This window comes from Ruminococcus sp. XPD3002 (assembly GCA_900119535.1).
Lineage (GTDB): Bacteria > Bacillota > Clostridia > Oscillospirales > Ruminococcaceae > Ruminococcus > Ruminococcus flavefaciens_H.
Genome location: FPJT01000001.1, coordinates 209,365 through 232,550, shown reverse-complemented (window position 1 = coordinate 232,550; position 23,186 = coordinate 209,365). Strand labels below are relative to the sequence as shown.

The 23,186-nt window shown below is 45.6% G+C and carries 21 protein-coding genes; 11 read left to right on the top strand and 10 right to left on the bottom strand.

What is annotated here, in order from left to right; translation table 11 throughout:
• The first annotated feature begins 128 nt into the window (after positions 1–128).
• The 4 genes from BT127_RS00930 (at position 129) to BT127_RS00915 (ending at position 4,118) form a co-directional block, all read left to right on the top strand.
• Positions 129–2,018 (top strand): GGDEF domain-containing protein, encoded by a 1,890-nt coding sequence (locus BT127_RS00930; RefSeq protein WP_075423148.1) that lies wholly within the window; start codon positions 129–131, stop codon positions 2,016–2,018.
• 20 nt (positions 2,019–2,038) lie between these two features.
• On the top strand, positions 2,039–2,428 hold the full coding sequence (locus tag BT127_RS00925; protein ID WP_075423147.1) for a PaaI family thioesterase: 390 nt from the start codon (positions 2,039–2,041) through the stop codon (positions 2,426–2,428).
• Between the two features lie 157 nt (positions 2,429–2,585).
• Positions 2,586–3,377 (top strand): NUDIX hydrolase, encoded by a 792-nt coding sequence (locus BT127_RS00920; RefSeq protein ID WP_075423146.1) that lies wholly within the window; start codon positions 2,586–2,588, stop codon positions 3,375–3,377.
• Between the two features lie 141 nt (positions 3,378–3,518).
• On the top strand, positions 3,519–4,118 hold the full coding sequence (locus tag BT127_RS00915; protein WP_075423145.1) for a hypothetical protein: 600 nt from the start codon (positions 3,519–3,521) through the stop codon (positions 4,116–4,118).
• Positions 4,119–4,461: 343 nt separating this feature from the next.
• Here BT127_RS00915 and BT127_RS00910 read toward each other — a convergent pair whose 3' ends face one another.
• The 6 genes from BT127_RS00910 to BT127_RS00885 form a co-directional block, all read right to left on the bottom strand.
• Positions 4,462–5,562 carry a DUF3810 domain-containing protein gene (locus BT127_RS00910; RefSeq protein ID WP_075423144.1) on the bottom strand — a complete coding sequence of 367 codons (1,101 nt, stop codon included), beginning with the start codon at positions 5,560–5,562 and terminating at the stop codon, positions 4,462–4,464.
• Positions 5,563–5,696: 134 nt separating this feature from the next.
• Entirely contained in the window at positions 5,697–5,858 is a 162-nt protein-coding gene (locus BT127_RS00905) for a FeoB-associated Cys-rich membrane protein (protein ID WP_075423143.1), read from the bottom strand.
• A gap of 25 nt (positions 5,859–5,883) precedes the next feature.
• Positions 5,884–8,322 (bottom strand): ferrous iron transporter B, encoded by a 2,439-nt coding sequence (gene feoB / locus BT127_RS00900; protein WP_075423142.1) that lies wholly within the window; start codon positions 8,320–8,322, stop codon positions 5,884–5,886.
• A gap of 53 nt (positions 8,323–8,375) precedes the next feature.
• Positions 8,376–8,594 carry a FeoA family protein gene (locus BT127_RS00895; protein WP_075423141.1) on the bottom strand — a complete coding sequence of 73 codons (219 nt, stop codon included), beginning with the start codon at positions 8,592–8,594 and terminating at the stop codon, positions 8,376–8,378.
• A gap of 13 nt (positions 8,595–8,607) precedes the next feature.
• Complete coding sequence (locus tag BT127_RS00890) at positions 8,608–8,820, bottom strand: FeoA family protein (protein WP_075423140.1); 213 nt, start codon at positions 8,818–8,820, stop codon at positions 8,608–8,610.
• A 295-nt stretch (positions 8,821–9,115) separates the two neighbouring features.
• Positions 9,116–12,250, bottom strand: coding sequence for an SGNH/GDSL hydrolase family protein (locus BT127_RS00885; RefSeq protein ID WP_075423139.1), 3,135 nt, complete (start codon positions 12,248–12,250; stop codon positions 9,116–9,118).
• Between the two features lie 336 nt (positions 12,251–12,586).
• Here BT127_RS00885 and BT127_RS00880 point away from each other — a divergent pair, with 336 nt between their 5' ends.
• Positions 12,587–13,570, top strand: a complete 984-nt coding sequence (locus BT127_RS00880; protein ID WP_075423138.1) for a GNAT family N-acetyltransferase — start codon at positions 12,587–12,589, stop codon at positions 13,568–13,570.
• A gap of 161 nt (positions 13,571–13,731) precedes the next feature.
• Here the strand turns inward: BT127_RS00880 and BT127_RS00875 are convergent, their stop codons facing one another.
• Together BT127_RS00875 and BT127_RS00870 are read right to left on the bottom strand one after the other, a co-directional pair.
• Positions 13,732–14,469: a polysaccharide deacetylase family protein gene (locus tag BT127_RS00875; RefSeq protein WP_075423137.1), complete on the bottom strand. Its 738-nt coding sequence runs from the start codon at positions 14,467–14,469 to the stop codon at positions 13,732–13,734.
• Between the two features lie 15 nt (positions 14,470–14,484).
• Positions 14,485–15,450 carry a helix-turn-helix domain-containing protein gene (locus BT127_RS00870; protein ID WP_075423136.1) on the bottom strand — a complete coding sequence of 322 codons (966 nt, stop codon included), beginning with the start codon at positions 15,448–15,450 and terminating at the stop codon, positions 14,485–14,487.
• Between the two features lie 456 nt (positions 15,451–15,906).
• Here BT127_RS00870 and BT127_RS00865 point away from each other — a divergent pair, with 456 nt between their 5' ends.
• The 4 genes from BT127_RS00865 (at position 15,907) to rpsR (ending at position 19,365) form a co-directional block, all read left to right on the top strand.
• Complete coding sequence (locus BT127_RS00865) at positions 15,907–18,129, top strand: lipase family protein (RefSeq protein ID WP_175541891.1); 2,223 nt, start codon at positions 15,907–15,909, stop codon at positions 18,127–18,129.
• A 118-nt stretch (positions 18,130–18,247) separates the two neighbouring features.
• Positions 18,248–18,544, top strand: coding sequence for a 30S ribosomal protein S6 (rpsF, locus tag BT127_RS00860; protein WP_075423134.1), 297 nt, complete (start codon positions 18,248–18,250; stop codon positions 18,542–18,544).
• A gap of 29 nt (positions 18,545–18,573) precedes the next feature.
• Positions 18,574–19,083 carry a single-stranded DNA-binding protein gene (locus tag BT127_RS00855; RefSeq protein WP_075423133.1) on the top strand — a complete coding sequence of 170 codons (510 nt, stop codon included), beginning with the start codon at positions 18,574–18,576 and terminating at the stop codon, positions 19,081–19,083.
• A 39-nt stretch (positions 19,084–19,122) separates the two neighbouring features.
• On the top strand, positions 19,123–19,365 hold the full coding sequence (rpsR, locus tag BT127_RS00850; protein WP_075423132.1) for a 30S ribosomal protein S18: 243 nt from the start codon (positions 19,123–19,125) through the stop codon (positions 19,363–19,365).
• Between the two features lie 95 nt (positions 19,366–19,460).
• On the opposite strand, the gene BT127_RS16620 is transcribed toward rpsR, so the two are convergent.
• Together BT127_RS16620 and BT127_RS00845 are read right to left on the bottom strand one after the other, a co-directional pair.
• Entirely contained in the window at positions 19,461–19,631 is a 171-nt protein-coding gene (locus BT127_RS16620; RefSeq protein ID WP_173541092.1) for a hypothetical protein, read from the bottom strand.
• Between the two features lie 22 nt (positions 19,632–19,653).
• Entirely contained in the window at positions 19,654–20,373 is a 720-nt protein-coding gene (locus tag BT127_RS00845; protein WP_075423131.1) for a PspA/IM30 family protein, read from the bottom strand.
• Between the two features lie 407 nt (positions 20,374–20,780).
• Between BT127_RS00845 and BT127_RS00840 the strand changes: the two genes are divergently transcribed.
• Entirely contained in the window at positions 20,781–21,527 is a 747-nt protein-coding gene (locus BT127_RS00840; protein WP_075423130.1) for an exodeoxyribonuclease III, read from the top strand.
• 188 nt (positions 21,528–21,715) lie between these two features.
• A complete protein-coding gene (gene glgA / locus BT127_RS00835; RefSeq protein ID WP_075423129.1) occupies positions 21,716–23,170 on the top strand; it encodes a glycogen synthase GlgA in 1,455 nt (484 codons plus the stop codon).
• Positions 23,171–23,186: the final 16 nt, after the last annotated feature.

The following is a 23,186-nucleotide window of genomic DNA, read 5'->3' as shown; positions in this document are numbered from 1 at the left end:
GAAAATAATTATTCGTCATGAGCGCTTCTTTCATTTTTGGCGAAATGATGTTATAATATTTATTATAGGTCATAATGGATATTTTTGTACGTGAAACAATTGAGATCCATTAAGAAGGAGAGATGACAATGGAAAAAGACAGGGTTCCGCATATTGCAGTTATAGCAGCAGGACTTGACGAGGAATATCAGAATAATATAATACGAGGAATAAACAGCTTTGTAAAAGAGAATAATACAAATGTATCTTATTTCTCGGCATTTGGCGGTATGCTGGACAGCAAGCGCTTTGATGCGGGAGAATACAGTATCTATAATGTGGCGAATTTCGATGTTTTTGACGGTGCTGTACTCCTTACCAATACGATAAACGATCAGAGCGTCAGAGAACGCGTTACAAAAAGAGTAAAAAGGGCAGGGATACCTGCGGTGGTATTCGACTGCGATGACGAGCCGGAGTTCTACAATATACGCATAAACAACCGCAGGGCAATGGAGGAAATAGTCCGCCATGTCATACAGCATCACGGTGCAAGGGTACTAAATTACATTTCGGGACCTATGCAGAATCCCGAGGCAAGAGACAGACTTGAAGCCTTCAGGAGCGTACTTGCAGAGAACGGTTTAGAGGCAGATGAGGAGCGCATATTTTACGGCGAATTCCGTACCCATGACGGCAAACGTGCGATAGAGGAATTCTCTGCATCCGGACTTCCGATGCCCGATGCCTTCATATGTGCAAATGACGCAATGGCACTTACGGCGTTAAGTGCGCTGGAACGTCTGGGATACAGAGTGCCCGAGGACGTTATAGTTACGGGCTTTGACAATACCTACAACGCACAGAATTACTGTCCCGCACTCAGCTCCGTGGCGAGACCGCTTTTCGATTCGGGACGTATGGCTTGCAGGATGATCCTTGATGTTCTTGAAGGGAAGGAAACAGAGCACTGCATCGACCTTGAAGCTTCTCCCGTATTCACCGAGAGCTGCGGATGTTCTCCCGAAAACAGCGGAGACCTTCGGGACTATAAGAAGCGTACCTACAAGAAGCTGGAAAGCAACTATGAGAATACTCACAGCCTGAATATACTGACGGCTAAGCTTGCAGATGCCGAGACTGATGATGCACTGTTCTCAGCACTCGGCGACTTTGTCCCCGAGCTTCAGTGCGAGAGATTCACGCTCTGCCTCAGCGAGAACTGGCATGATACATACAACATAAAGCCTTCCGGCAAGACATACGAGGATATCATGACAGTGCCGCTGATATGGGATAAGGGGATACGCATTTTCCGCAAGCGCTTCATGAGCGTCAATATGTTTCCTGTTGAGGACGAGGACGGCGGAAATATCAACTACTTCCTGCCTCTGCATTTCCGTGAACGCTGTTTCGGCTACTGCATAATCACAAACAGTGATTTCCCGATAGAGAGCCTTCAGTGTCACAGCTTTTCAATGAATATAAGCAATTCGATCGAGAATATCCGCAAGATACATCATATAAACCTTGCTGTTGACGAGCTGAACAAACTTTATGTGATAGATCCGCTGAGTGCACTGTATAACCGCAACGGCTTCATAAAGCTTGCTGATGAGGCTTTCAACAAGTGCGCCGAGAACAAAACCCGCATAATGATGAGCTTTATCGATATGGACGGACTTAAGTTCATAAATGACAACTACGGACACGATGAGGGAGATTTTGCGATACAGCGTCTTTCTTCCGTAATAAATGAATGTAAACTCAATGAAAACAGTATTTGTGCGAGGTTCGGCGGAGACGAATTCGTTATCTTCGACATGGGAGTTGAAGAAGGCGACGACGAAGCACTTAAGTCACTTATCGAAGCAAAGCTTGACCAGATAAACGTGATAATATCAAAGCCATATGATATAGCCGTAAGCATAGGAAGTATAATCGTCAGGGCAGAAGAGGGAATGACTCTCTATAAAGTCATCAAAAAAGCCGACGAACTTATGTATGAGGTCAAAAAGGGCAAAAAGCATACGCGTTAAGAACAGGAGAACCAATAAAAATGAAGCTTGAAGAAGTAAGAGAATTATTCCGGAAAGACCGTTTCGCAACAGAAAACGGCATGGTAATAGACGAGATAGGTGAAGACTACGCTAAATGCAGTGTCGTACTCAGCGAACGCCACATGAACGCTATGGGCGGAGTTATGGGAGGAGTTCACTTCACACTTGCGGACTTTGCTTTTGCAGTGGCATCAAACGTAAGGCATATGGGCACAGTTGCGCTGAGTACGGATATATCCTTCATAGGCGCTGTAAAGGGCAGAAAACTAACTGCCGAAGCAACTCTTGTCAAGGACGGCAGAACAGTCTGCTGTTACCGCATACAGGTAAAGGATGACCTTGGCAATATTGCGGCGGAGGTCAAGACCGTAGGCTACCACAAGGAGTGATCGTTGCGCTTTCTGACCGTTTTTGTGACGAGGTTTGTCAATAATTGTGGAATTGTCCGAAATTACGCAAAACCATTGACTTTTTCGCTCAATAGGTATATAATAACTAACGCTGAAAGAATTACAGGTCATATAATATGACAGGCAGGGAGTTATTATGGAAGACGTTGAAATTTACCTTAACCGTTTCGCTTCGGAAAAGCAGCTTTATGCGGAACTTGCAGAAAAGCTCGGCAGCAATGCTGTGACCGATAAAAACGAGCTTGCAGGCGCGCTCATGAATGTTGACAGCGAGAGCAAGTTCAGACTCTATGTATCCAATGAGGACATTCCGAACGAGACTATAGACGAGATAACGGAAGTGTTCCGCGAGTGCGAAAAGAACAGTAAATTCGTAAAAATGGAGATAATCGAGGACGAGTTCCTCAACCTGATAGACGATACCGCTCATCTCACCGATACAAGCAAGCCGAGAAGCCTTGTACACCGTGACGGAGACCTTCATCCTGCTGTTCATGTATGGATAATACGCAGAAGGGATCAGGGTATATTCGTACTTCTCCAGAAAAGATCGCATGAAAAGAAGATAAGTCCCGACTGCTATGATGTATCGGCTGCAGGACATCTTTCACAGGGCGACGAGTTCAGAAAGGCAGCCGTAAGAGAGACCGCCGAGGAGCTCGGACTGAAAATACACGGCAGTGAGCTTGAACATATAGGACTTCTTGAAAGCCACTACTCCGAGGGAGACATAAATGACAACGAGCTTCGTTCGATATATCTCTACAGGGGAACGGTCCATATCGAGGATCTTGTACTCCAGTCATCAGAGGTCTCGGACGTGTGCTGGGCTGAGATCGATGAGATGCTCGCTGTTATCGATGAGGACGGATTCGATAACTGTATCGACCTCAGAGAACTTGCCCTTATCAAAAAAGCTGTTTTTTAAAGGCAGCGCTGATATAGAAGTTTTATGCCATAGTATTTCTGATACAAAGTCAGAAGTACTATGGCGTTTCTATTGACAGACCTTCAATACTGTGCTATAATTGCTACTAACAAAAATCGGAATTTGCGGAGGAAATCATTTATGAGCGGATTCAGGAAAATAATACCTGTTGTCTCGGGAATATTATTTTTGCTGGCAAATATAATTTGTGTTTCAAGTGCTTGGATACTGGGAATTCATCAGTATGATTTTGGCATATCTTTTTCAGCATATGTCGGAATGTTTCGGGTGACCTCTGTTTTGTATTTCATCATAGCGACGCTCTTTGTTCCGATGCTTGCTTATTACATTACGAAAACAAAAATTAACTTGCTAAAAAGAATAGTTTATGTGCTGATTTTGATCTGTATACTTGCGACAGCTTTTTTTCCGTTTAATACATTCAGTGATACACCGACGGCTATGACAATTAATCTGCATAACAGCTTTGCGATCGTTCTGATGCTTTTGACAACACTCTCATTCATTCTGACTTGTATTTTCACCAGAATACGGAAACGGAGAACTGTATCTGCGTTCTCGATTTTCTATGCGATCATGTTCGTTTTATTCTACTTTATCGGATTTACTCCTTTGTTTCAGACATTCTTCATTTGGGAAAATCTTTTTGTGGTTCTTCTGCTGATAGAATTGCATATGGAACAATATGAGGATAATATGGATTCATCATCTCAAAGTTAAATTCTGATTTATGCGAATAATTACAGTGAGCGAAAGCAGACTGACGGCACTGCAAGAGAGTAAGCGAGTTTACGAGCGAAGCGTGGTATGCGCCGTCGCTCGCTCAGCGGCAAATTCTGATTTAGCTTAGTAACAATAAGTACTATGCCCCTGAGCATTTTGAAATGCTCAGGGGCATAACTTCTATATGAGTACTCGCCATAAGGACTGTACTTATACAAAAAAGTTTTATATGTATTTATCGGGGGAAAACCTTTCTGAGGGAAGGGTTCCCCAAAGACTTTTGCCCCAATAATACGCCTGAAATATCTGCATAAACATCCCTAAAAAAATCGCTTCATTATCACTTCTGTGACGGGTAGAAATAGTCCAGAAGCAGGTTTACCATGCGGCTGTAACTCTCTATGCCGTCCTCTACGCCGTTCATTTTCAGACTTGCATCTGCTGCCGCTTCCGATACTGTATTGACGGTCTCGGTATCAAACACTTCCTTCTGCTTATTGTCCTCCCAGTAGGTATCAGGCAGAAATCTGTACCAGTCACGCTTTACCTGTTCGGATATCTTCTCGGTATATTCCTCGGCTTCTGTTATATCGTTCTTTACTATCTGATTGCGGACGTAAGCCAGTGCATCAAGGAATCCGCTGTATCTTACCTGCGGATCGTCGCTCTGAAAAGTCGCCGCAAAGGCTACAAAGCTCGCCTCGTCCTCCTGTATGAAGCCTTTCAGGTGTGCGTACTCGTGACAAATGGTATCAGGGAGATTAGTCCTGACCATATCGTTATTGTAATTGGACTCCATCGAAAATGGTATGTACATGCCGAGAAGGTCCATCTGACTCATGAAATAGCTGAACTTTATCGGCTTCGGCGGAGGATAATAACCCGAAAGCTGCGGATAGGACTCCGCTGCCTTATGCATCGCCTTTTTACATTCGGTCTCGGGATCAATAGTCAGTTCAAAGCGGTCATCCTTGTCCCTCGGCACCTGCATGGCGAGTGCGTTAGTCTCATCGATGAGCATACCGTAAAGCTCCACAAGTTCGCTTCGGGTATGCTCTCCCTGCGGGAAATACCGCTCGGAAAAACGTGTACAGCCGTAAAGCATGAAGCAGTTGAGAGTCTCGGTACCGCCTATGTACGCAAGTACCCACAGGCATACCGTAAGTGCTCCGCACAAAGTACTCATCCGCTTTTTCTTTCGGACTATAAGGAGTACTATCAGCAGCGGAAGTCCGATAACAACAAGAAGTATACCGCATATTATCATTATCTCTCCAACCGAAAACGGTACCCTTCCCGAAAGCCACGCAAAGGGCGTTGAGATAACGGGGAATATATTATTCGCATAGAAGTCCGCAAAAGGACGGCAAAGCCTTGCAGTGACCGTAAGAACAGCGGATATTACCAGCACTATAACAGGTATCAGATAGCGTTTTTTCATAGTTCACCTCGAAAACGAATTATTTTAATTGATGAAGCAATATCATTATTATATCACACTTTTCCTGTTTGCACAATGTTATTTTTTTCAAAAAAATCACCGCAGAGAAGCTTTATGCTCCCCTGCGGCTTTCTTTACTTCTTTTCAGTTCCGATGCTGTGGCACTGACCATGCATCGCACAGTTCTCGCAGCCGTGGCTGCATCCTGATTTTCCTGAACGCTTGTCTTTTACCATGCCGTAGATCACTGCTCCGACTATGGCAATAAGGATAAGTGCAACTATGATATTTCCCATTGCTTATCCCTCCTTAACGGGAAGCTTATGAAGCTGTTTTTACCTTGTGTGTAAGCTTTGTAGCCTCCTTGTATGGCTTAACGAGCATATAGATCATGAATGCGATGAGTGCTAATGCAACGATAAGTCCTACAATGTGTACGTTTCCTGTGAACAGGCATCCTAACTGATAGATTATGAGCGATACTGCATAAGCGAATACGCACTGATAACCTACTGCGAAGAGAGTCCACTTAGGACTGTTCATCTCACGCTTCATAGCACCGATAGCTGCAAAGCAAGGTGCGCAGAGGAGGTTGAATGCGAGGAATGAGTAGCCTGCGAGCTTTGAAAGTCCCTCGAAGTCGAGAACGCCGAATACTCCGACAACGTCTTCCTTTGCAACAAGTCCCATAAATGTAGCAACTGTAGCAGCAGCATCGTCGAATCCAAGAGGTGCGAATATCCACTTTACAGCGTCACCGATGTGACCGAGGATAGAATCAGCAAGCTCCATATCGGGATCGAATGCAAATGCACCGCCCTCCGGCCAGCCGTGTGCTGAACCGAACCAGATGATGATGGATGAAAGAAGGATGATAGTTCCTGCCTTCTTGATGAATGACCATCCGCGCTCCCACATTGAACGGAGGATGTTGCTTACTGTAGGCATATGGTATGCAGGAAGCTCCATAACGAAAGGAGCGGGATCTCCTGCGAACATCTTTGTCTTCTTGAGCATGATACCTGATACTATGATAGCTGCCATACCAAGGAAGTATGCGCTTGGTCCTACCCACCATGCACCGCCGAAAAGTGCTATTGCGATCATGGCAATGATCGGGAGCTTGGCTCCGCATGGGATGAATGTAGTAGTCATGATAGTCATACGTCTGTCGCGCTCGTTCTCGATAGTACGTGAAGCCATGATACCGGGAACGCCGCATCCTGTACCGATGAGGATCGGGATGAAGGATTTACCTGAAAGTCCGAATCTGCGGAAGATACGGTCCATAATGAATGCAACTCTTGCCATGTATCCGCATGATTCAAGGAATGCAAGGAATATGAAGAGCACGAGCATCTGCGGTACGAATCCGAGAACTGCACCGACACCTGCTACGATACCGTCAAGGATAAGGCTCTTGAGCCAGTCGCCGCATCCTATAGCATCCAGTCCCTTTTCAGCAACAACAGGAACGCCCGGTACCCATGTGCCATAATCAGCAGGATCGGGAGCTGTGAACTCACCTTCCTCGTCGAGTGCCTCACCGAGAGCAGCGTCTATATCGTAAACTGCGCCGCCGTTTTCCTCGTTCTTGTAGAACTCGTCAACGTAGCTGCCGTAAGCTTCCTCGAATGCGCCGAAGTCAGCGTCCTCGACAGCGCCCTGAAGCTTTTCTGCACCCTTGATGTCGGAGTCGGCAGCAGCAGCGTCAACTATTGCCTTTACATCATCTGTGAACACGAATTCATTTGCCCACTTGTCGACCTCGTCATCATAATCTCCGCTCATGCCGAACAGGTGGAAACCGTCTCCGAAGAGTCCGTCATTAGCCCAGTCTGTGGCCCATCCGCCGACTGTTGTAACCGAGATTAAGTATACAACGATCATGATAAGGGCGAATATCGGAAGTCCGAGCCAGCGGTTAGTAACTACCTTGTCTATCTTATCCGAAAGGGAGAGCTTACCGGCACTTTTCTTCTTGTAGCTTCCCTTGATGAGCTTTGTTATGTACTCATAGCGCTCGTTTGTGATAATGGACTCTGCATCGTCGTCCATTTCTTTTTCAACAGCAGCGATATCTTCCTCGATATGCTTCTTGACATCTGCGGAGATATTAAGCTGTTCAAGCACCTTTTCATCACGCTCGAAGAGCTTTACTGCATACCATCTCTGCTGCTCCTCAGGCATATCGTGTACTGCTGCTTCCTCGATGTGAGCGATAGTATGCTCAACAGGTCCCGAGAATGTGTGCTTCGGAACGGTCTTGCCGTCCTTTGCAGCAGCTATTGCAGCCTCGGCAGCTTCTGTTATACCGTCACCCTTAAGAGCCGATATCTCTACTATCTTGCAGCCGAGAGACTTTGAAAGCTCGGAAATATTGATCTTATCTCCGTTCTTCTTTACAACGTCCATCATGTTGACAGCAATTACCATTGGTATGCCAAGTTCTGTAAGCTGTGTTGTAAGATAGAGGTTTCTTTCAAGGTTTGTACCGTCGATTATATTAAGTATCGCATCGGGACGTTCACCGATAAGGTAATTTCTTGCAACTACCTCTTCAAGGGTGTACGGTGAAAGCGAATAGATACCGGGAAGGTCGGTGATGATAACATCATCATGCTTCTTAAGTTTACCCTCTTTTTTCTCTACAGTAACTCCGGGCCAGTTACCTACGAACTGGTTTGAACCCGTGAGTGAATTGAAGAGAGTTGTTTTACCGCAGTTAGGGTTACCTGCGAGAGCTATCCTCATACTCATTTGAACATTTCCTCACTTTCAGGCTGCTATTAAATTGTGTTAATACCAACAAACTATTTTACAGTTATTTTCTCGGCATCTTCCTTTCGTATCGAAAGTTCATAGCCTCTGACAGTTACTTCGATAGGATCTCCAAGCGGAGCGACCTTTCTTACAGTTACATTAACGCCCTTGGTGATACCCATATCCATAATGCGGCGTTTTACTGCGCCTTCGCCGTTAAGCTTGACTACAGTAACAGTATCTCCGATCTTAACTTCCTTCAGATTCATTCTTTTCTCCTCCTCACACCATGATCTTCTGCGCCATTTCACGGCTTATAGCGACTCTTGCTTCTTTGACATTGACGATCAGGTTGCCGTCCACAGTATTAACTACACGGACCTTACCGCCTGCAACGAAGCCAAGATTCTCAAGGTGTTTCTTCACTTCCGGAGTTCCTCCGACTTTTATGATCGTAAGCTCGCTTCCGATCTCAGCAAACGATAACGGCATCATATTTTCCTCCTTATACCGCAAATAAATGGTCTATAAATCGTTAGATTTTTCTAACTAAACTCATTATATATCAGAAGTGACCGCATGTCAATTGATAAAAACGAACGTCGGACAACTTTGTTGAAAACCTATTTTTGTTAGCAACTTCTAACTATGAAATTTGTATATTTTCACCATAGGAAAAGTCGGATAAATATATTAAAAAACTGCCTTGCTTCATATTGATAAGCAGGCAGAAAAACCGAAAAAAATCGGGAGAAGCCTTTCCTCAGAAAGGTTTCCCCCGAAACGATGTTTATTTCACGTACTGTGCAAGTCCTGTTATGCCCTGATCCTTAACGTCCTTGGCAACGATACCTGCTATGATATCTGCACCCTTTTCACAGAAGTGAGTTCCGTCAGTTGAACCCGAAACTGCACCCATAAGGTGATATGACTTAGCTGTATCATAACCTACAGCATTATAGTGGTTCACCATAAGAGTGTTGAGGTCGATACAAGGAACGTTGTATTTTCTCGAAAGTCCCTTGCAGGCATCAATGTAGTTGGTGTAGCTGTTAACAAATCTGCCGTTTGAATAAGCCTTCATTCCGAGTGTAGTCGTTACAAGTATCGGAGTTGCACCTTTTTCCTTGGTCTCCTTGATATACTGCGTCATATACCACTCGTATGAACCGCTTGAAGGATTATCGACATTTCCGCATGTAGGAGCATATCTGTCAGCATTGTTCGCACCTGCATCATTGATAGCAAACTGTATCATTACAAAGTCGCCGCTCTTGAGGCTATCTGCGATAGTCTTCCATCTGCCTTCCTCATAGAACTTTCTGGAGCTTCGACCTGCCATGGACTGATTAGAAACGCTTACATTATCAGTGAAGTAATTACCGAGATAGTATCCCCAACCCTGCTGAGGCTTGTATCTCTCACCGTAGGTCTGTACCGTAGAGTCACCTGCAAGATAAACAACAGGCTTATCCGAAACAGGTGTTGCAGGTTCCTGTGAAGGCTGATATATCTCAGCGTAAGGCTCATCGGTCAGATTGAGTGTGATATAATCCAGGTTAGGTCCGCCCTCGGATGTTGCAGACTCGAACTTTATGCTGTTATTTCCTGCCTTAAGAGGAAGAACTATTCCGAACTCGTTCCACTGTGTCCACGCACTTGTGGAAGGGAACGGCTGCATCCAGTAAGCATTGGTATCACCGTTTACAATGACCTTCATGCTTCTGTCGTTTGCTGAACCGTTGGCAAAGCGGATATGAGTCATGTAGTTGCCCTCTGTAGGAGCATCTACGCTGAATATCACGCTTGAACCAAGTGCATTATCAAGATTAAGATAGCCTCTCTGGTCGGTGTATCCTTCATTGGTGGTCTCGGTCATACCGCTGTCCCACTGCTGATCTATCGCAAGATACATCTTCTCGGAAGGTTCCTGAGGCGGTTCTGTTGCAGGCTCTGTGGGTGCGGGGATATCCTCTTCCACAGGCAGTTCACGTATTCCTGCATCTACCTGCTGTATGTACAGGGCATCAGCTGCGGTGAGACCGTCGCTGAAAATATCGCCGTTTATTATGCCCTGCTCAGTAAGACTGTATTTTTTTGCGTTAGCTATATACTGGAGGATAGCAAGAGCATCAGGAAGTCCTACATCTCCGTCCTCGTTTGCGTCTCCGACTACTCTGCGCTGCTTTGGCTGAGCCTGTGTCGGCGGCTCGGTAGGTGCTTCGGTGGGCGCTTCAGTTGGCACGATAACAGGTGCTGAACCGTAATCGGTCTTTTCAAGTATCCATTTCTGGCAATTGTGACCGTTTACCTCCCACTGCTGCACATTTGCGCCGTTATCTGTAAGCGCATTGATTATCTCGACTGCACTTGCATCCCTTGAAGCGCGTGTAAGCATAGTTACCGTACCGTCACCGTTGTCAAGGAGCTTGAAATACTGTGAACTGTAGCCATTGGAGGTACGGATAGCAATATTTGTGCCATTGTCCTTGCTTCCGTCCGTAACATCAAGCATATAGGTAGCTCCGTCTCCTACATTCGAGTATACCCAGTAGTACTCGCCTACTGCCTGTTTGAATGTCCATGTATTGTTTGCAGAGGGACCTGAAGCTCCCCACTGCTGTACGTTCGTGCCTTCTTCAGCCTTTCCGTCCGCAACGTCCATATAAAGTCCGCTGTTGACGTTTTTTATCATGTAGCTGACGCCTGCCTCGGGAGCTATGAACTGCTGCTGAGGAGGTTCTGTTGCAGGCTGTGAGGAGGATGAGCCAAGCTCCAGCATAGAAGCCATTATCTCCGCTATTTTCTTGGCACCCTTCATGCTCTGATGAAGGTCGTCATTATCACCGTTTGCCTGTATAGCATAGTATGAAGCCATTCCTTCATATCCGACCGAGAAGCCGAAATCCTGCCACTTGTTGAACAGGTCCAGCACCTTTACATTCTGTGCGGCACCGATACTGTCGAGCTCACCGCCGAACCAGCGTCCCGGAAGCTTTGAACTGCGCTGGAAATCGCCTCGGCGTCCCTGCTGCTTTACAAGGATAACCTCCATTCCCTTTGCCTTTGCACGTTTTACCATATCGGTAACTACATTGTTATATTCTGTGGCATTGGAGTAGTTGATATCGTTGATACCTATGGAAATTATGTATATATCGCCGGGCTTGCCGTAGTATTCTATCGCATCGAACTGTCCTGCATCGACAAATCCCTTTGCGTACTGACCGCTTGCTGCCATGTTCCTTACTTCATACTTCTTATCACTGAGGTAGTCTTTGAGGAACTGTCCCCAGCCGTGCTGAGCAGTATCGGCAGTGTTATAGTAGTTGCATACGGTAGAATCACCGCAGAGCCAGATAGTCGGCTTCATTGTTGCATCAGAGGATATCTGCTTTATCTCCAGAGCGCTCATTGTGTAGGCATAGCCGTCTTTTCCGGGAACCGCCTGTATATTGAGCTGACCGTCAGTTATCGGTATCTGGAAGGTCTCGGAGCAGTTGTTGCCCGTAAGGTTTATGAGCTGGAGCATTCCCTCTGCTCTTACGCTTGTACGGTTCGTATTTCCGAGTATCACCGTTACCTGATACAGTCCGTTGGGAAGGTCCACATTGAAGGTATTCCCCTTGCCCGTATCCTTGAACTGTACTGCATCGCTCAGTGCTCCGCCGCCTGAAGCTCCAACGTTTGACATGTTATATGTCTGCGCAAAGCCGTAGCCTCTTCCTGCGTTATAGCCGTCCGAAGCCGAAACGCCTGTGTAGCCTCCTGCGGTACCGCCGCCTCCGAAATCGAACTTCCAGTCTGTGACCGTTGCTGCCTCAGCCGTTATCTCCACATTCGTCGGAGCAATTGAAGCACCTGCAAAAGCAGTGACTGCAAGTGCAGCCGAAGCAAGTCCGCTTATCATTTTTTTCAGACTCATTTTTATTCCTCCTGTTATTTTCCCCGAACCGTTCCTCACGGTCCGCTGCCTTATCCGCAAAAAAGCGCAGATACAGGCAAACTTCTATAATTCAGCAATTAAATTATATCATGATAATTTTACAAAGTCAATATATTATATACCCATATAAGAAATTTATTTGTAACATTCTCCATGTTGATATCAGGCTGATATGCACTATAAGCTCCATAATTGTGACGATTCACATCACTATAATGCATACAAAGCAGAACTTACCTCATTTGTTGACAGTGATTTGACACTATGATATAATTGTTTCAACGATTAAACGATGTACAGGAGATGAAAAAGGATATGATACGAAAAGCAACAGAAAACGATTTGTCACGAATCGCAGAAATGATCGTGGTAAACTACAGAATGAATTTTTTTCAATTCTTTCATAACGAATCATTTTATTTTTCAGAGCTGAATGTGTTCGACGTTGCAAAGGATTTCGATGCAGACGCTCTTAAGAACACCTATGTTTATGATGACGGAGTAGTAAAAGGCATGATTCTTGTCAACGGCGATGAACTCGTGAAACTATATGTCGAGCCGCAGTTTCAGAGCTGCGGTATCGGTGCGGCATTGCTCGGATATGCCGTAAAAGAACTGAAGATCACATGGTTATGGGCATTGGAGTACAACAAGCGCGGCATCGCATTTTATAAAAGAAACGGATTCAAGCTGACAGGTGAACGGTTCATCGAAGATGAATGGGTACCGCTGTTGAAATTGTCGCTTACCAGCGATATGTCCCTCAGAAAAATGAGCAAGGACTCCCCTGACAAAGAAATACTTGACAGGATCAACGAAACCGCTTTTGCAGAAGAGCAGATTACTTCTATCGATGATCTGTTTGCATCCGATAAAGGCGACCTTGATATATTAGGCATCTATCATATGGATAAACTTATCGGTTTTTTCTCCGTCAGAAGATATAAATCGCTTGCTTATCTTGGCTATTTTGCAATAGCGCCCGAACACCGCTGCAAAGGTTACGGCAGCAGAACATTCAACCTCCTGAAGGACTATTACGGTGATAAACAGATCGTTATTGAGATCGAGTCGATACACGAGGAATGTGATAACCCGGAAAACCGCATTCGCCGCAGAAACTTTTACCTCAATAACGGAATGGTCTCAACAGGATGGTATCTGTACTACGATGATGTTGAACTTGAAGTGATATGTTCGGATAAGGATTTCAGAAAAGATGAATTTGAAGAGATAACAGAGCAGATACACTCGCTCTACTATGATTTTGTTCCCGAACTGTACAGAAAAAACATATAGGAAGCACCGCACAAAGCCCCGAAACGCCTTTTAACGCTTCGGGGCACAGTTTATATGTCGATATATCAGCAAAAAGCCATAGCACTCCCGATATCACATCAGAAATACTATGGCTTATGATCGCTGTAGTCAAGCTGCGGTATTATCCGTTAAAAAGCGTCCTATACCCTGAAACCCTTTGCACGGAGATCGTCTATGACATCTCCCAGTATCTCCGCATTTGTAGCTGATACAGAGTGCAGAAGGAGTATCTCTCCGCCGTGCGCTGAATCCGAGAGCTTTTTCCTTGCCTCATCGGGGGAAGGCTGCTGATCGGTCTTCCAGTCCACATAGGCAAAGCTCCAGAATACCGTTTTGTATCCGCATTTCTGTACCGTTTCAAGGGCATGTTCCGAGTATTCTCCGCAGGGAGGCCGAAAATACTGCATCTCGTAACCGTAGTTGTTGAGGACGTAGTTATGAAGCGACATTATTTCATCTTCCGCTTCGCTGTCCGAAAGTTTAGGAAGACTTGCATGCTTCATTCCGTGGTTTCCGAGGATATGTCCCTCATTTATCATACGTCTGACAAGGGACTCTTCCTTTTTTGCATAATCGCCTGTAAGGAAGAATATCGCCTTCACGTTCTTTTCTTTGAGGGTATCAAGTATCTTTTCGGTATAGCCGTTCTCGTAACCCTGATCGAAGGTCAGTATCACTCTGTCCGCATCCGAGGACAACGCAACTGCCCCGAGTTCACGGTATCTGTCGGTGAATTCGGTCGCTCCCACAGGACGGTTCAGACTATCTGTCTCAACGCCCTGACCGTAGCCTTTAACTGTCGTATCCGCTGCATATACTGCACCGTTTGGTATTACGGCAGCAGCAAGCAGTCCTGCTGCTAAAGCAGTGTATCTCATGGGCAACAACTGCCTTTACTCATTTTTTGCGGCATCTGCCGCAAGAGTATTATCTGCCGTTCCTTTACTATGATTCAAGTAATTATCTGACATTTCACCTGTAAAAAAATTTTCACGCCTGTATCTGCTCGGAGTAGTTCCTATCACGCTGCTGAACGCCTTTGAGAACTTGCTTCCGTTATCGTATCCGCACTCGCCTGCAATATCAAGTATACTTCTGTCCGTCTCTTTCAGCAGCTTTGCGGCTGAGAGCATTTTCTGCTTGCGGACAAATGAATATACTGATGAACCATAGACTGCACGGAAGCTGTTTTTCAGCTGTGTGGGCGAAACTCCGAAAAGCTCGGAAAGTTCGGCTATAGTCATCCTGCTGCCTGTGTTTTCGCATATGTACTGCGATACCTGTTCAGCAAGCCTTATCTGCGAACGGGTACATCCTGCAGTATTTTCGGGTTTTGTGTCTATGCAGGAAAGATAAAGGAGCAGCTCTATCACCTTTATTTTGGTAAATGCAGTCCTTATTCCCTCGGGGATGCTGTAAAGCTCGGTAAATATGCGCTCTGCGGTATTCGACCTGCGGAGAATCAGCGGTTCGGAGAAACGTTCTGTCAGTTCCGAGGTGCTGACGTTTATATCCTCTATCACAGATGAAAGGTTCCGCGGAGCTTTTTCGGGATCGATGAGAAGTGCCGCACCGCTGTATTTTCCGCTCTGAGGGCTTATCTCATACCGTTTCTCTAAGCATATACTAACACATATATCACCTGCGGACAGACGGTATGTACGGTCACCGCATATTATATCAAGGCTTCCCTCACGGCAGTGATCTACCGACAGTACGCCGCTTTTGGCCCCGACTTTCTTATCTGTATCATACTCCGCAAAAGCCACGGAAATACCGCTGATTACTTCATTTCCGGCACGGATTCCGGAGACATATCCTCTTACGTATCCTGTTTCCGATCCGCATATATTTTCCAATGTGACCAACTCCGTAAAATAATAGTTTGCGTCAACAAACACTATATAATTATACTCCGATGTTATGGCTGTATAACAATTTGTTACCCTCAGCTAACGCCTTATAAAATTATTTTTTTCTTTTTCCTGATTGAATTGCACATATATATATGGTATGATATAATGAATGTATAGCATTCATTATATTGAGATTGTAAAAAAAGCCTGAAGTCATTTTTCGGGGATTCTAAAGGGATACCATCCCTTTAGCGGATTCCAAAGGCAGAGCCTTTGGCAGGGTGTGGGACAGCGTCCCACATTACATCAAGCGCCCCGCAAAGGGTGAATTTCAAAACAGTCCGGTGGACTGTTTTGAAAGAGGGAACGCCCTGCATATCGGGCAATTATATCATATCGCTTCGCTTATATGGTATAATGAAAAAGGATGATACAAACAACAATAAGGGAGGAAAGCTGATGGCATTAAAAAAATACATCTCTGCGGCGAGTTCGGTCGTTCTGACTGCATCCTTTGCCGCCGCAAACATACCAGCAAAGGCCGATGAGCCTGTAACGGCACAGATAACCACTACCGACCGCATAGTCATGGATGTTGAGCTCGATGAGAAAATGTTTCTGCAGGACAGCTCGGTCTATCATCACGATATAGGTATGCTCGCTCTGGCATTTGCCTGTTCCGCTTACGATACTGCCGATACCCGCGGAAAAGGCACGTTTATTTCGGATGCCTACAAGGCACTGGGTTTTCCCGAGGATAAGACTGCTTTTTTCAGCTACAGCTCCCACAAGAAAAACGATCCCTACAAGACTGAAGGCATGGCTGATGACTCCCTTGCATTCTCAATCGTAAGCAAAAAGCTCGGCGATACTACACTTATGGCTATCACCTTCAGAGGTACGGACGATACAAACGATACAGACGTCAGCAAGGACCTCATGTCCGCTTTTGCCGCATCATACCTCGGCGGAATGGCGGGTTCGGGCTTTGCGGATTTCAGCAACAAGGCCGTAAAAGGTCTGGATGCGTACATCAGAAACAATCCTGATATCACAAAAGCCGCCGAAGAAGATAAACTCAAGATACTCGTAACGGGACACAGTCTCGGTGCGGCAGGCGCAAACCTCTTCGGAGCGTACCTCGACAGCGACGAATTCTCCCTCGGCAAGACAGCTCAGGACGATATTTACGTTTACACCTATGCAAGTCCGACAACCGCCTCGGGAGAGCTGACAAAGAATGATTGCAGCAACATCATAAACATCATAAACAGAAGCGATATTGTTACCGATATCCCGGGACAGCTCATAACAGGTGCGGATATTTTCAATGCAAAGCTGACCTATGCTAACGCCTCTGTAGTAGGTCAGAAACGTTTCTTCGACAGCTACGAATACAAAAGTCTCTTTGACTGGGCAGGTCATCACCCTGACAGGTACATAACCGCTGCCGAGACCGAAATCGATCCTGACGACTTCTGCATCACCGACCTCGACCACCCCGAGTTATACTCCGACAGCATGATGTACACCCTTGCCAAGCTAATTACAGACGCTTCCGAGGATACGGTATTCGGAGTGCAGTCCTGCGTCGATATAGGCGGAGTCCGTGACAGCTTCGAGGTGTTTTCAGTGGACGAACAGAAGTACATACTCGGTACTCTTGAATACGGCGGAAGAAAGTACCTCATGCTGATATCTGCGGACAGCGGCGAAAACATCCCCGATGATACGGAGACCGCAGACGATGACTACAGGCGAGTGTTTAAAACTCCATATGCGCTCTATAAGGACATGAAGCATACCGCGGAAAATTACATTTCCTCACACGGCGGCGGAGAATGGGGACTTATTGCCGCAGGTGCAGGTACAGGCGGTGCTGCCGTGAACCTTGTGGCAGCCGATTTCTCCGAGGAGAACAGACAGGTCTGCACCTACACGTTTTCACCTGCAAAAGCCGTATACTACGGCGTTCTTTCCGACAAGCGCTCTGTTCAGTACGCAGGCATCCACAATCTCCACAGCTCTCAGGACCTGACTCCCCCAAAGGACTCTCAGCCATTTGATAAGGCTGAATTGTTCTCGCAGTACGGTCATTCATATACCGTGAACGGTCTCGATGGCGAAAGTCTCCTGCAAAGCTATATGGACTTCGCTGAATCGGGAAAAAGCAGCAGTTTTCTCTCCTGCGCCGAGACAGACTCGCTCCTTATAAGCATAAGCGGAGACGGTGATATAACAGACACCGAAAAACGCGGCACTATAAACACAACCATGCGGTTTGCAGGCAGTGACAAGTTCATCTTCATCCCCGACGGCAAGGATGATATCAGGCTGAAACAGGGTTCCGACGACAGGACTGTCATCACCATCAACAGAGCTGCATCCGAGAACGGACCGCTGAAAAAATGGGAAAATGTATCCCTCGGCGGCAGGGACGTAAGGATAGTTCGCAGCAATGGTGCGGAAAATGCAAAGCTTCTCGTATTCAACAGCGAGGGCAAGGCTTTCCTTGAAATACTCGGAGACGGAAGCGAAATCAAGTACACCGAGCGAAAAGGCGATGAGCAGTTCGTAAAAACAGCTGCTGTTGCAGGAGGCGGAACTTTCGCACTCTTCATCCCGGCTATTATCGGTATAACAAGAAAAAAGAAACGCAAGAAAAATCTTGCGGACAAATAAAAAAATGCTTGACTTTTTCAGACAGGCATGATATAATATTCAAGTATCGTGTTGTGCGGTACATATTATCCTTGCCCACAGTTGGTTGTCGGGCGAAATCCAGAAGGAGGTGTGCATAATGGCAAAGGTATCCGCTAAGTATGAAGTAATGGTTGTTTTCAGCCTCAAGAACGGTGAAGAACCCATGAAGGCTCTCGTTGAGAAGTTCAAGGAGAGAATCGAGCGTCACGCTGAAGCTGTTGAGGTCAACGAGGATTGGGGTAAGCGCAAGCTTGCATATCCTATAGAAGACGAGACAGAGGGCTACTACGTGATCTACACATTCGAGTCTAAGCCTGATTATCCTGCTGAGCTTTCAAGACGTCTCAACATTGCAGACGGCGTTCTTCGTTCACTCGTAACAGTTGTTGAATAATTCTACTTCATTATTTAGGAGGCGGTCAGATGAATAAGGTTATTTTAGTCGGCAGACTTACTGCTGATCCCGAACTGAGACAGACTCAGAGCGGCGTTGCTTCTTGCAGATTCACCGTTGCAGTGGACAGAAGATTCGCTGATAAGAACACCGGTGAAAGACAGGCTGATTTTATCACATGTATCGCATGGAGACAGACTGCTGAGTTCGTTTCACGTTATTTCAACAAGGGTAAACTCATCGCTATTGAGGGTTCACTCAGAAATAACAACTATCAGGACAGGAATCATCCCGATGTAACTCACTATACTATGGACGTTATGGTCGATAATGTAGAGTTCGTGGGCGGTAAAAATGACGGCGGAAACGGTAACGGCGGCGGTTATCAGAACAATAACTACGGCGCTCCCCAGAATAACTTCCAGGCTCCTCCACAGCAGGCAGCTCCTCAGCAGCCCGCACCAAATAATGACAGTATGTCTTACGGCAACCTGAGTGATTTTGAAGAGATACTCAGTGACGGCGATGTTCCGTTCTGATCGGAAAAACTTTACTTTATATGAATAGGAGGAAATGTCATGGAAAAGGAAAGAAATCCACGTCCTGCGAAGAAGCCTCGCAAGAAGGTTTGCATGTTCTGTGCTGACAGAATCGAGAGAATTGATTATAAGGACCTCGCTAAGCTCAGAAAGTGCATGACTGAGAGAGCTAAGATCCTGCCAAGACGCGTTACAGGTACTTGCGCTTTCCATCAGCGTGAGCTCACAAGCGCTATCAAGAAGGCAAGACAGATCGCTCTGCTTCCTTACGTAAGCGACTGATATAAAAATATGGGAGACCTTATGGTCTCCCTTTTAATTTACATGTATACAGCAAAAAAGCCGACGGTTTTACCCGTCGGCTTTGTAATTTTGCATTATACTCCGCAGTCCTCATAGTCCTTCCATTTTTCAAAGTAAACCTTATTGCTCCAACTCTTATACAGAATATAGAGAATAGCGCTTACTGCTATGAACACAGCACCCACTATCGGAAGGAACATATCAAGAACCTTATTGGGAGTGATCTCATTTTTTTTGCTGCTCATAAAATTACCTTCGCTTTATTTATTATTGTTCGTCAGCTATATCAGCTTCAACTTCGTTACCGCCTGCAGGAGTCTGGCCCATTTCAGCCATAAGTCTCTGGAGCTCTGCATCTACCTTAGCATCGCTCTCGATCTTCTGGAATGAGTCCTGAAGCTCTAAGTCCTGACCTGATCCTGCGATCTCTGTGAAAGCGTCAGCCTCAGCTTCCTTGCGCTGAACCTTCTCTTCCATACGGTCAAACTTCTCCATAGCACTTGCTGTATCGATACCGCCAACGCTCTTAGCAAGCTGCTTCTTTGTATCAGCTGCCTGTGAACGAGCGATGAGCATAGCCTGCTTAGCCTTAGCCTCGTCGAGCTTTGTCTTGAGAACTTCTACCTGATTGCCGATAGCCTCGGTCTGATCTGCGATAGAATCGTACATTTCCTTATAGTTAGCAACGTCCTCGTCAGCCTTTACCTTACGAGCGAGAGCCTCTTTAGCCATTTCCTGATTGCCCTGAGAAAGTGCAGCCTTAGCCTTGTTCTCCCAGTTTGCGGAAACCTTCTGAGCCTCTTCATACTTCTTCTGAGCAAGACGCTCGCTTGCCTTAGCCTTGCCGTATTTCTGAGTATTATCGTTCAGTTCCTTCTGCATATCGATGATGATCTGCTTGACCATCTTCTCAGGATCTTCTGCCCTGTCGATAAGATCGTTAACATTTGACTTCAGTAAATCGATAAGTCTTCCAAATACACCCATTTTTAAATCCTCCTGTCATGTATTGAAAAAATAATGCATACAGCTGTGAACCCCTCACAGCAATATGTATACCGAGACAACAGGTGCGGCAGCGAACTTGCCATAATTGCACTCTGCAAATCGGCTACAAGAATATTATAAAATATAATCATTGAATTGTCAAGGGATTTTTACGATTTCACTAAACTTTCATTATTTCACGCATTATTATTCACCATAATTGACGATAAAAATTAATTTTCGGCTATTTACAGGCAGTTTTTAAAATTGTTAACAGATTATTAATAGACAAATAATGCAAAATGAGTTACAATATATGTATTAAAGTTTATCATAAAAAATGATGACTCCCGGGCTGTTACAAGTTCAGCCTTACCAATCCCATACCCTGACTAAAGGAGAATGTTATGAAACTTATCTCATGGAACGTCAACGGATTCCGCGCTTGTCTAACAAAGGGATTCGGCGACTTTTTCGCTCAGGCAGATGCCGATATATTCTGTATACAGGAAACTAAAATGCAGCCAGATCAGGCGGATTTTGCTCCCGAAGGCTATTTCCGCTATTTCCACAGTGCCGAGAAAAAAGGCTATTCGGGCACTGCGGTATTCACAAAAACCGAACCCATAAGCGTTGAGTTCGGAATACACGGTACTCACACCAACGAGGGACGTGTAATAACCTGCGAATATGAGGACTTCTATTTCGTGTGCTGCTATGTACCTAACGCTCAGAATGAGCTGAAACGTATCGACTACCGTATGGAGTTCGAGGACGATATGCGAAGCTATCTTTCAGAACTCGACAAGAAAAAGCCTGTCATATACTGCGGAGACCTTAATGTCGCTCACAACGAGATAGACCTTAAGAACCCTAAATCCAACGTCGGAAACGCAGGTTTCTCGGACGAGGAACGAGGCAAGTTCACTGAACTTCTCGGGGCAGGCTTTGCCGATTCATTCCGCACACTCTACCCCGAAAGGGTGGAATACTCATGGTGGTCCTATCGCTTCAAGGCAAGAGAAAAGAACATCGGCTGGCGTATAGACTATTTCGTGGTTTCGGAAAGACTTATGGAGCGTGTTAAGGATTCGCTGATCTACACCGATATATTAGGCAGCGACCACTGTCCGATAGGTCTTGTGATCGAATAAAAGAAGAGTACATCTGCATTCCGCAGGCTATTTTCCCAAGAGTATATTCAATCGACAAAATAACCGACAGAATATTAGTATGATTTGTGCAACAATTATACTTTTCTATTGACTAATGTTGTATTTTGGTATATAATATATTTATGAAAGCTGCTGCCGCAGTAATCTTTCTTAAAGGAGTTATCAATATGAAAAATATCTTATTCGCTGCTTCAGAATGTGTCCCGTTCATCAAAACAGGCGGTCTGGCAGACGTTACAGGCGCTCTTCCGCAATATATAAACAAAGATGAATTCGATGTCAGAGTTATAATGCCGTATTATACATGTATCCCAAAAGAATACCGCGACCGGTTCAAGTATGTTACTCATTTCTATATGGACTACGGTCTGCGCAGCGAAGGTGTTCATGTTGGTATAATGGAATACGAATACAACGGTATAAAGTTCTACTTCGTGGATAACGAGTTCTATTTCAAGTGCGACACTCCATATTCCAACGATATAAAATGGGATATAGAGAGATTCACCTTCTTCTGCAAGGCAGTTCTCGCTATACTTCCCGTTATCGGGTTCCGTCCCGACATTATCCACTGCCATGACTGGCAGTCCGCACTTATCCCCGTTTTCCTGCACTCAACTTTCGCTACAAATCCATTCTTCAGCTCGACAAAGACCATAATGACTATCCATAACCTTAAGTTCCAGGGCGTATGGGATATAGATACCTTCAAATACAATACCGCACTTCCTGATTATATGTTCACTTCAGACAAGCTCGAATTCCATCAGGGTGCAAATATGCTCAAGGGCGGTCTGGTTTATGCCGACTATATCACTACAGTTTCAGAGACCTACGCAGAGGAGATAAAATACCCGTTCTACGGCGAACAGCTTGATGGTCTCCTTCGTGCACGTTCAGCTTCACTGAGAGGCATCCTCAACGGTATCGACTATAATATCTTCGATCCTGCAAACGATCAGAAGATCTTCGCTGAATACGGACCTGCTACAGCAAAGGCTAAAAAGGCTGTAAACAAGGAAAAACTCCAGGAACAGCTCGGACTTCCCGTGGATAAGGATAAGTATATGATCGCTATGATCTCACGCCTTACCGATCAGAAGGGACTCGATCTGGTCAACTACGCTATCGAACGTATCTGCGACGAGAATACTCAGCTTGTGATAATCGGTACAGGCGACCAGCGCTATGAGAATATGTTCAAGCACTATCAGTGGAAATACCCCGACAGAGTTTCCGCTAATATCCTCTATTCCGACGACCTTGCACACAAGCTCTATGCTGCGGCTGATGCTATGCTCATGCCTTCGCTCTTTGAGCCATGCGGTCTTACTCAGCTTATTTCGCTCCGCTACGGTACTCTTCCTATAGTCCGCGAAACAGGCGGTCTTAAGGATACCGTCCAGCCTTACAACGAGTTCGACGGAACAGGTACAGGCTTCTCATTCGCTAACTTCAACGGTGACGAGATGCTCGGCGTTATCAACTACTCCAAGCATATCTACTACAACCACCGTGACCAGTGGGATAAAATGGTCAAGAGAAGCATGGAAGCAGACTTCTCGTGGAACAGCTCCGCACGTCAGTACGAGGGCATGTACAGCTGGATGATAAACTGGTAAGCTTATGGACGGGCGG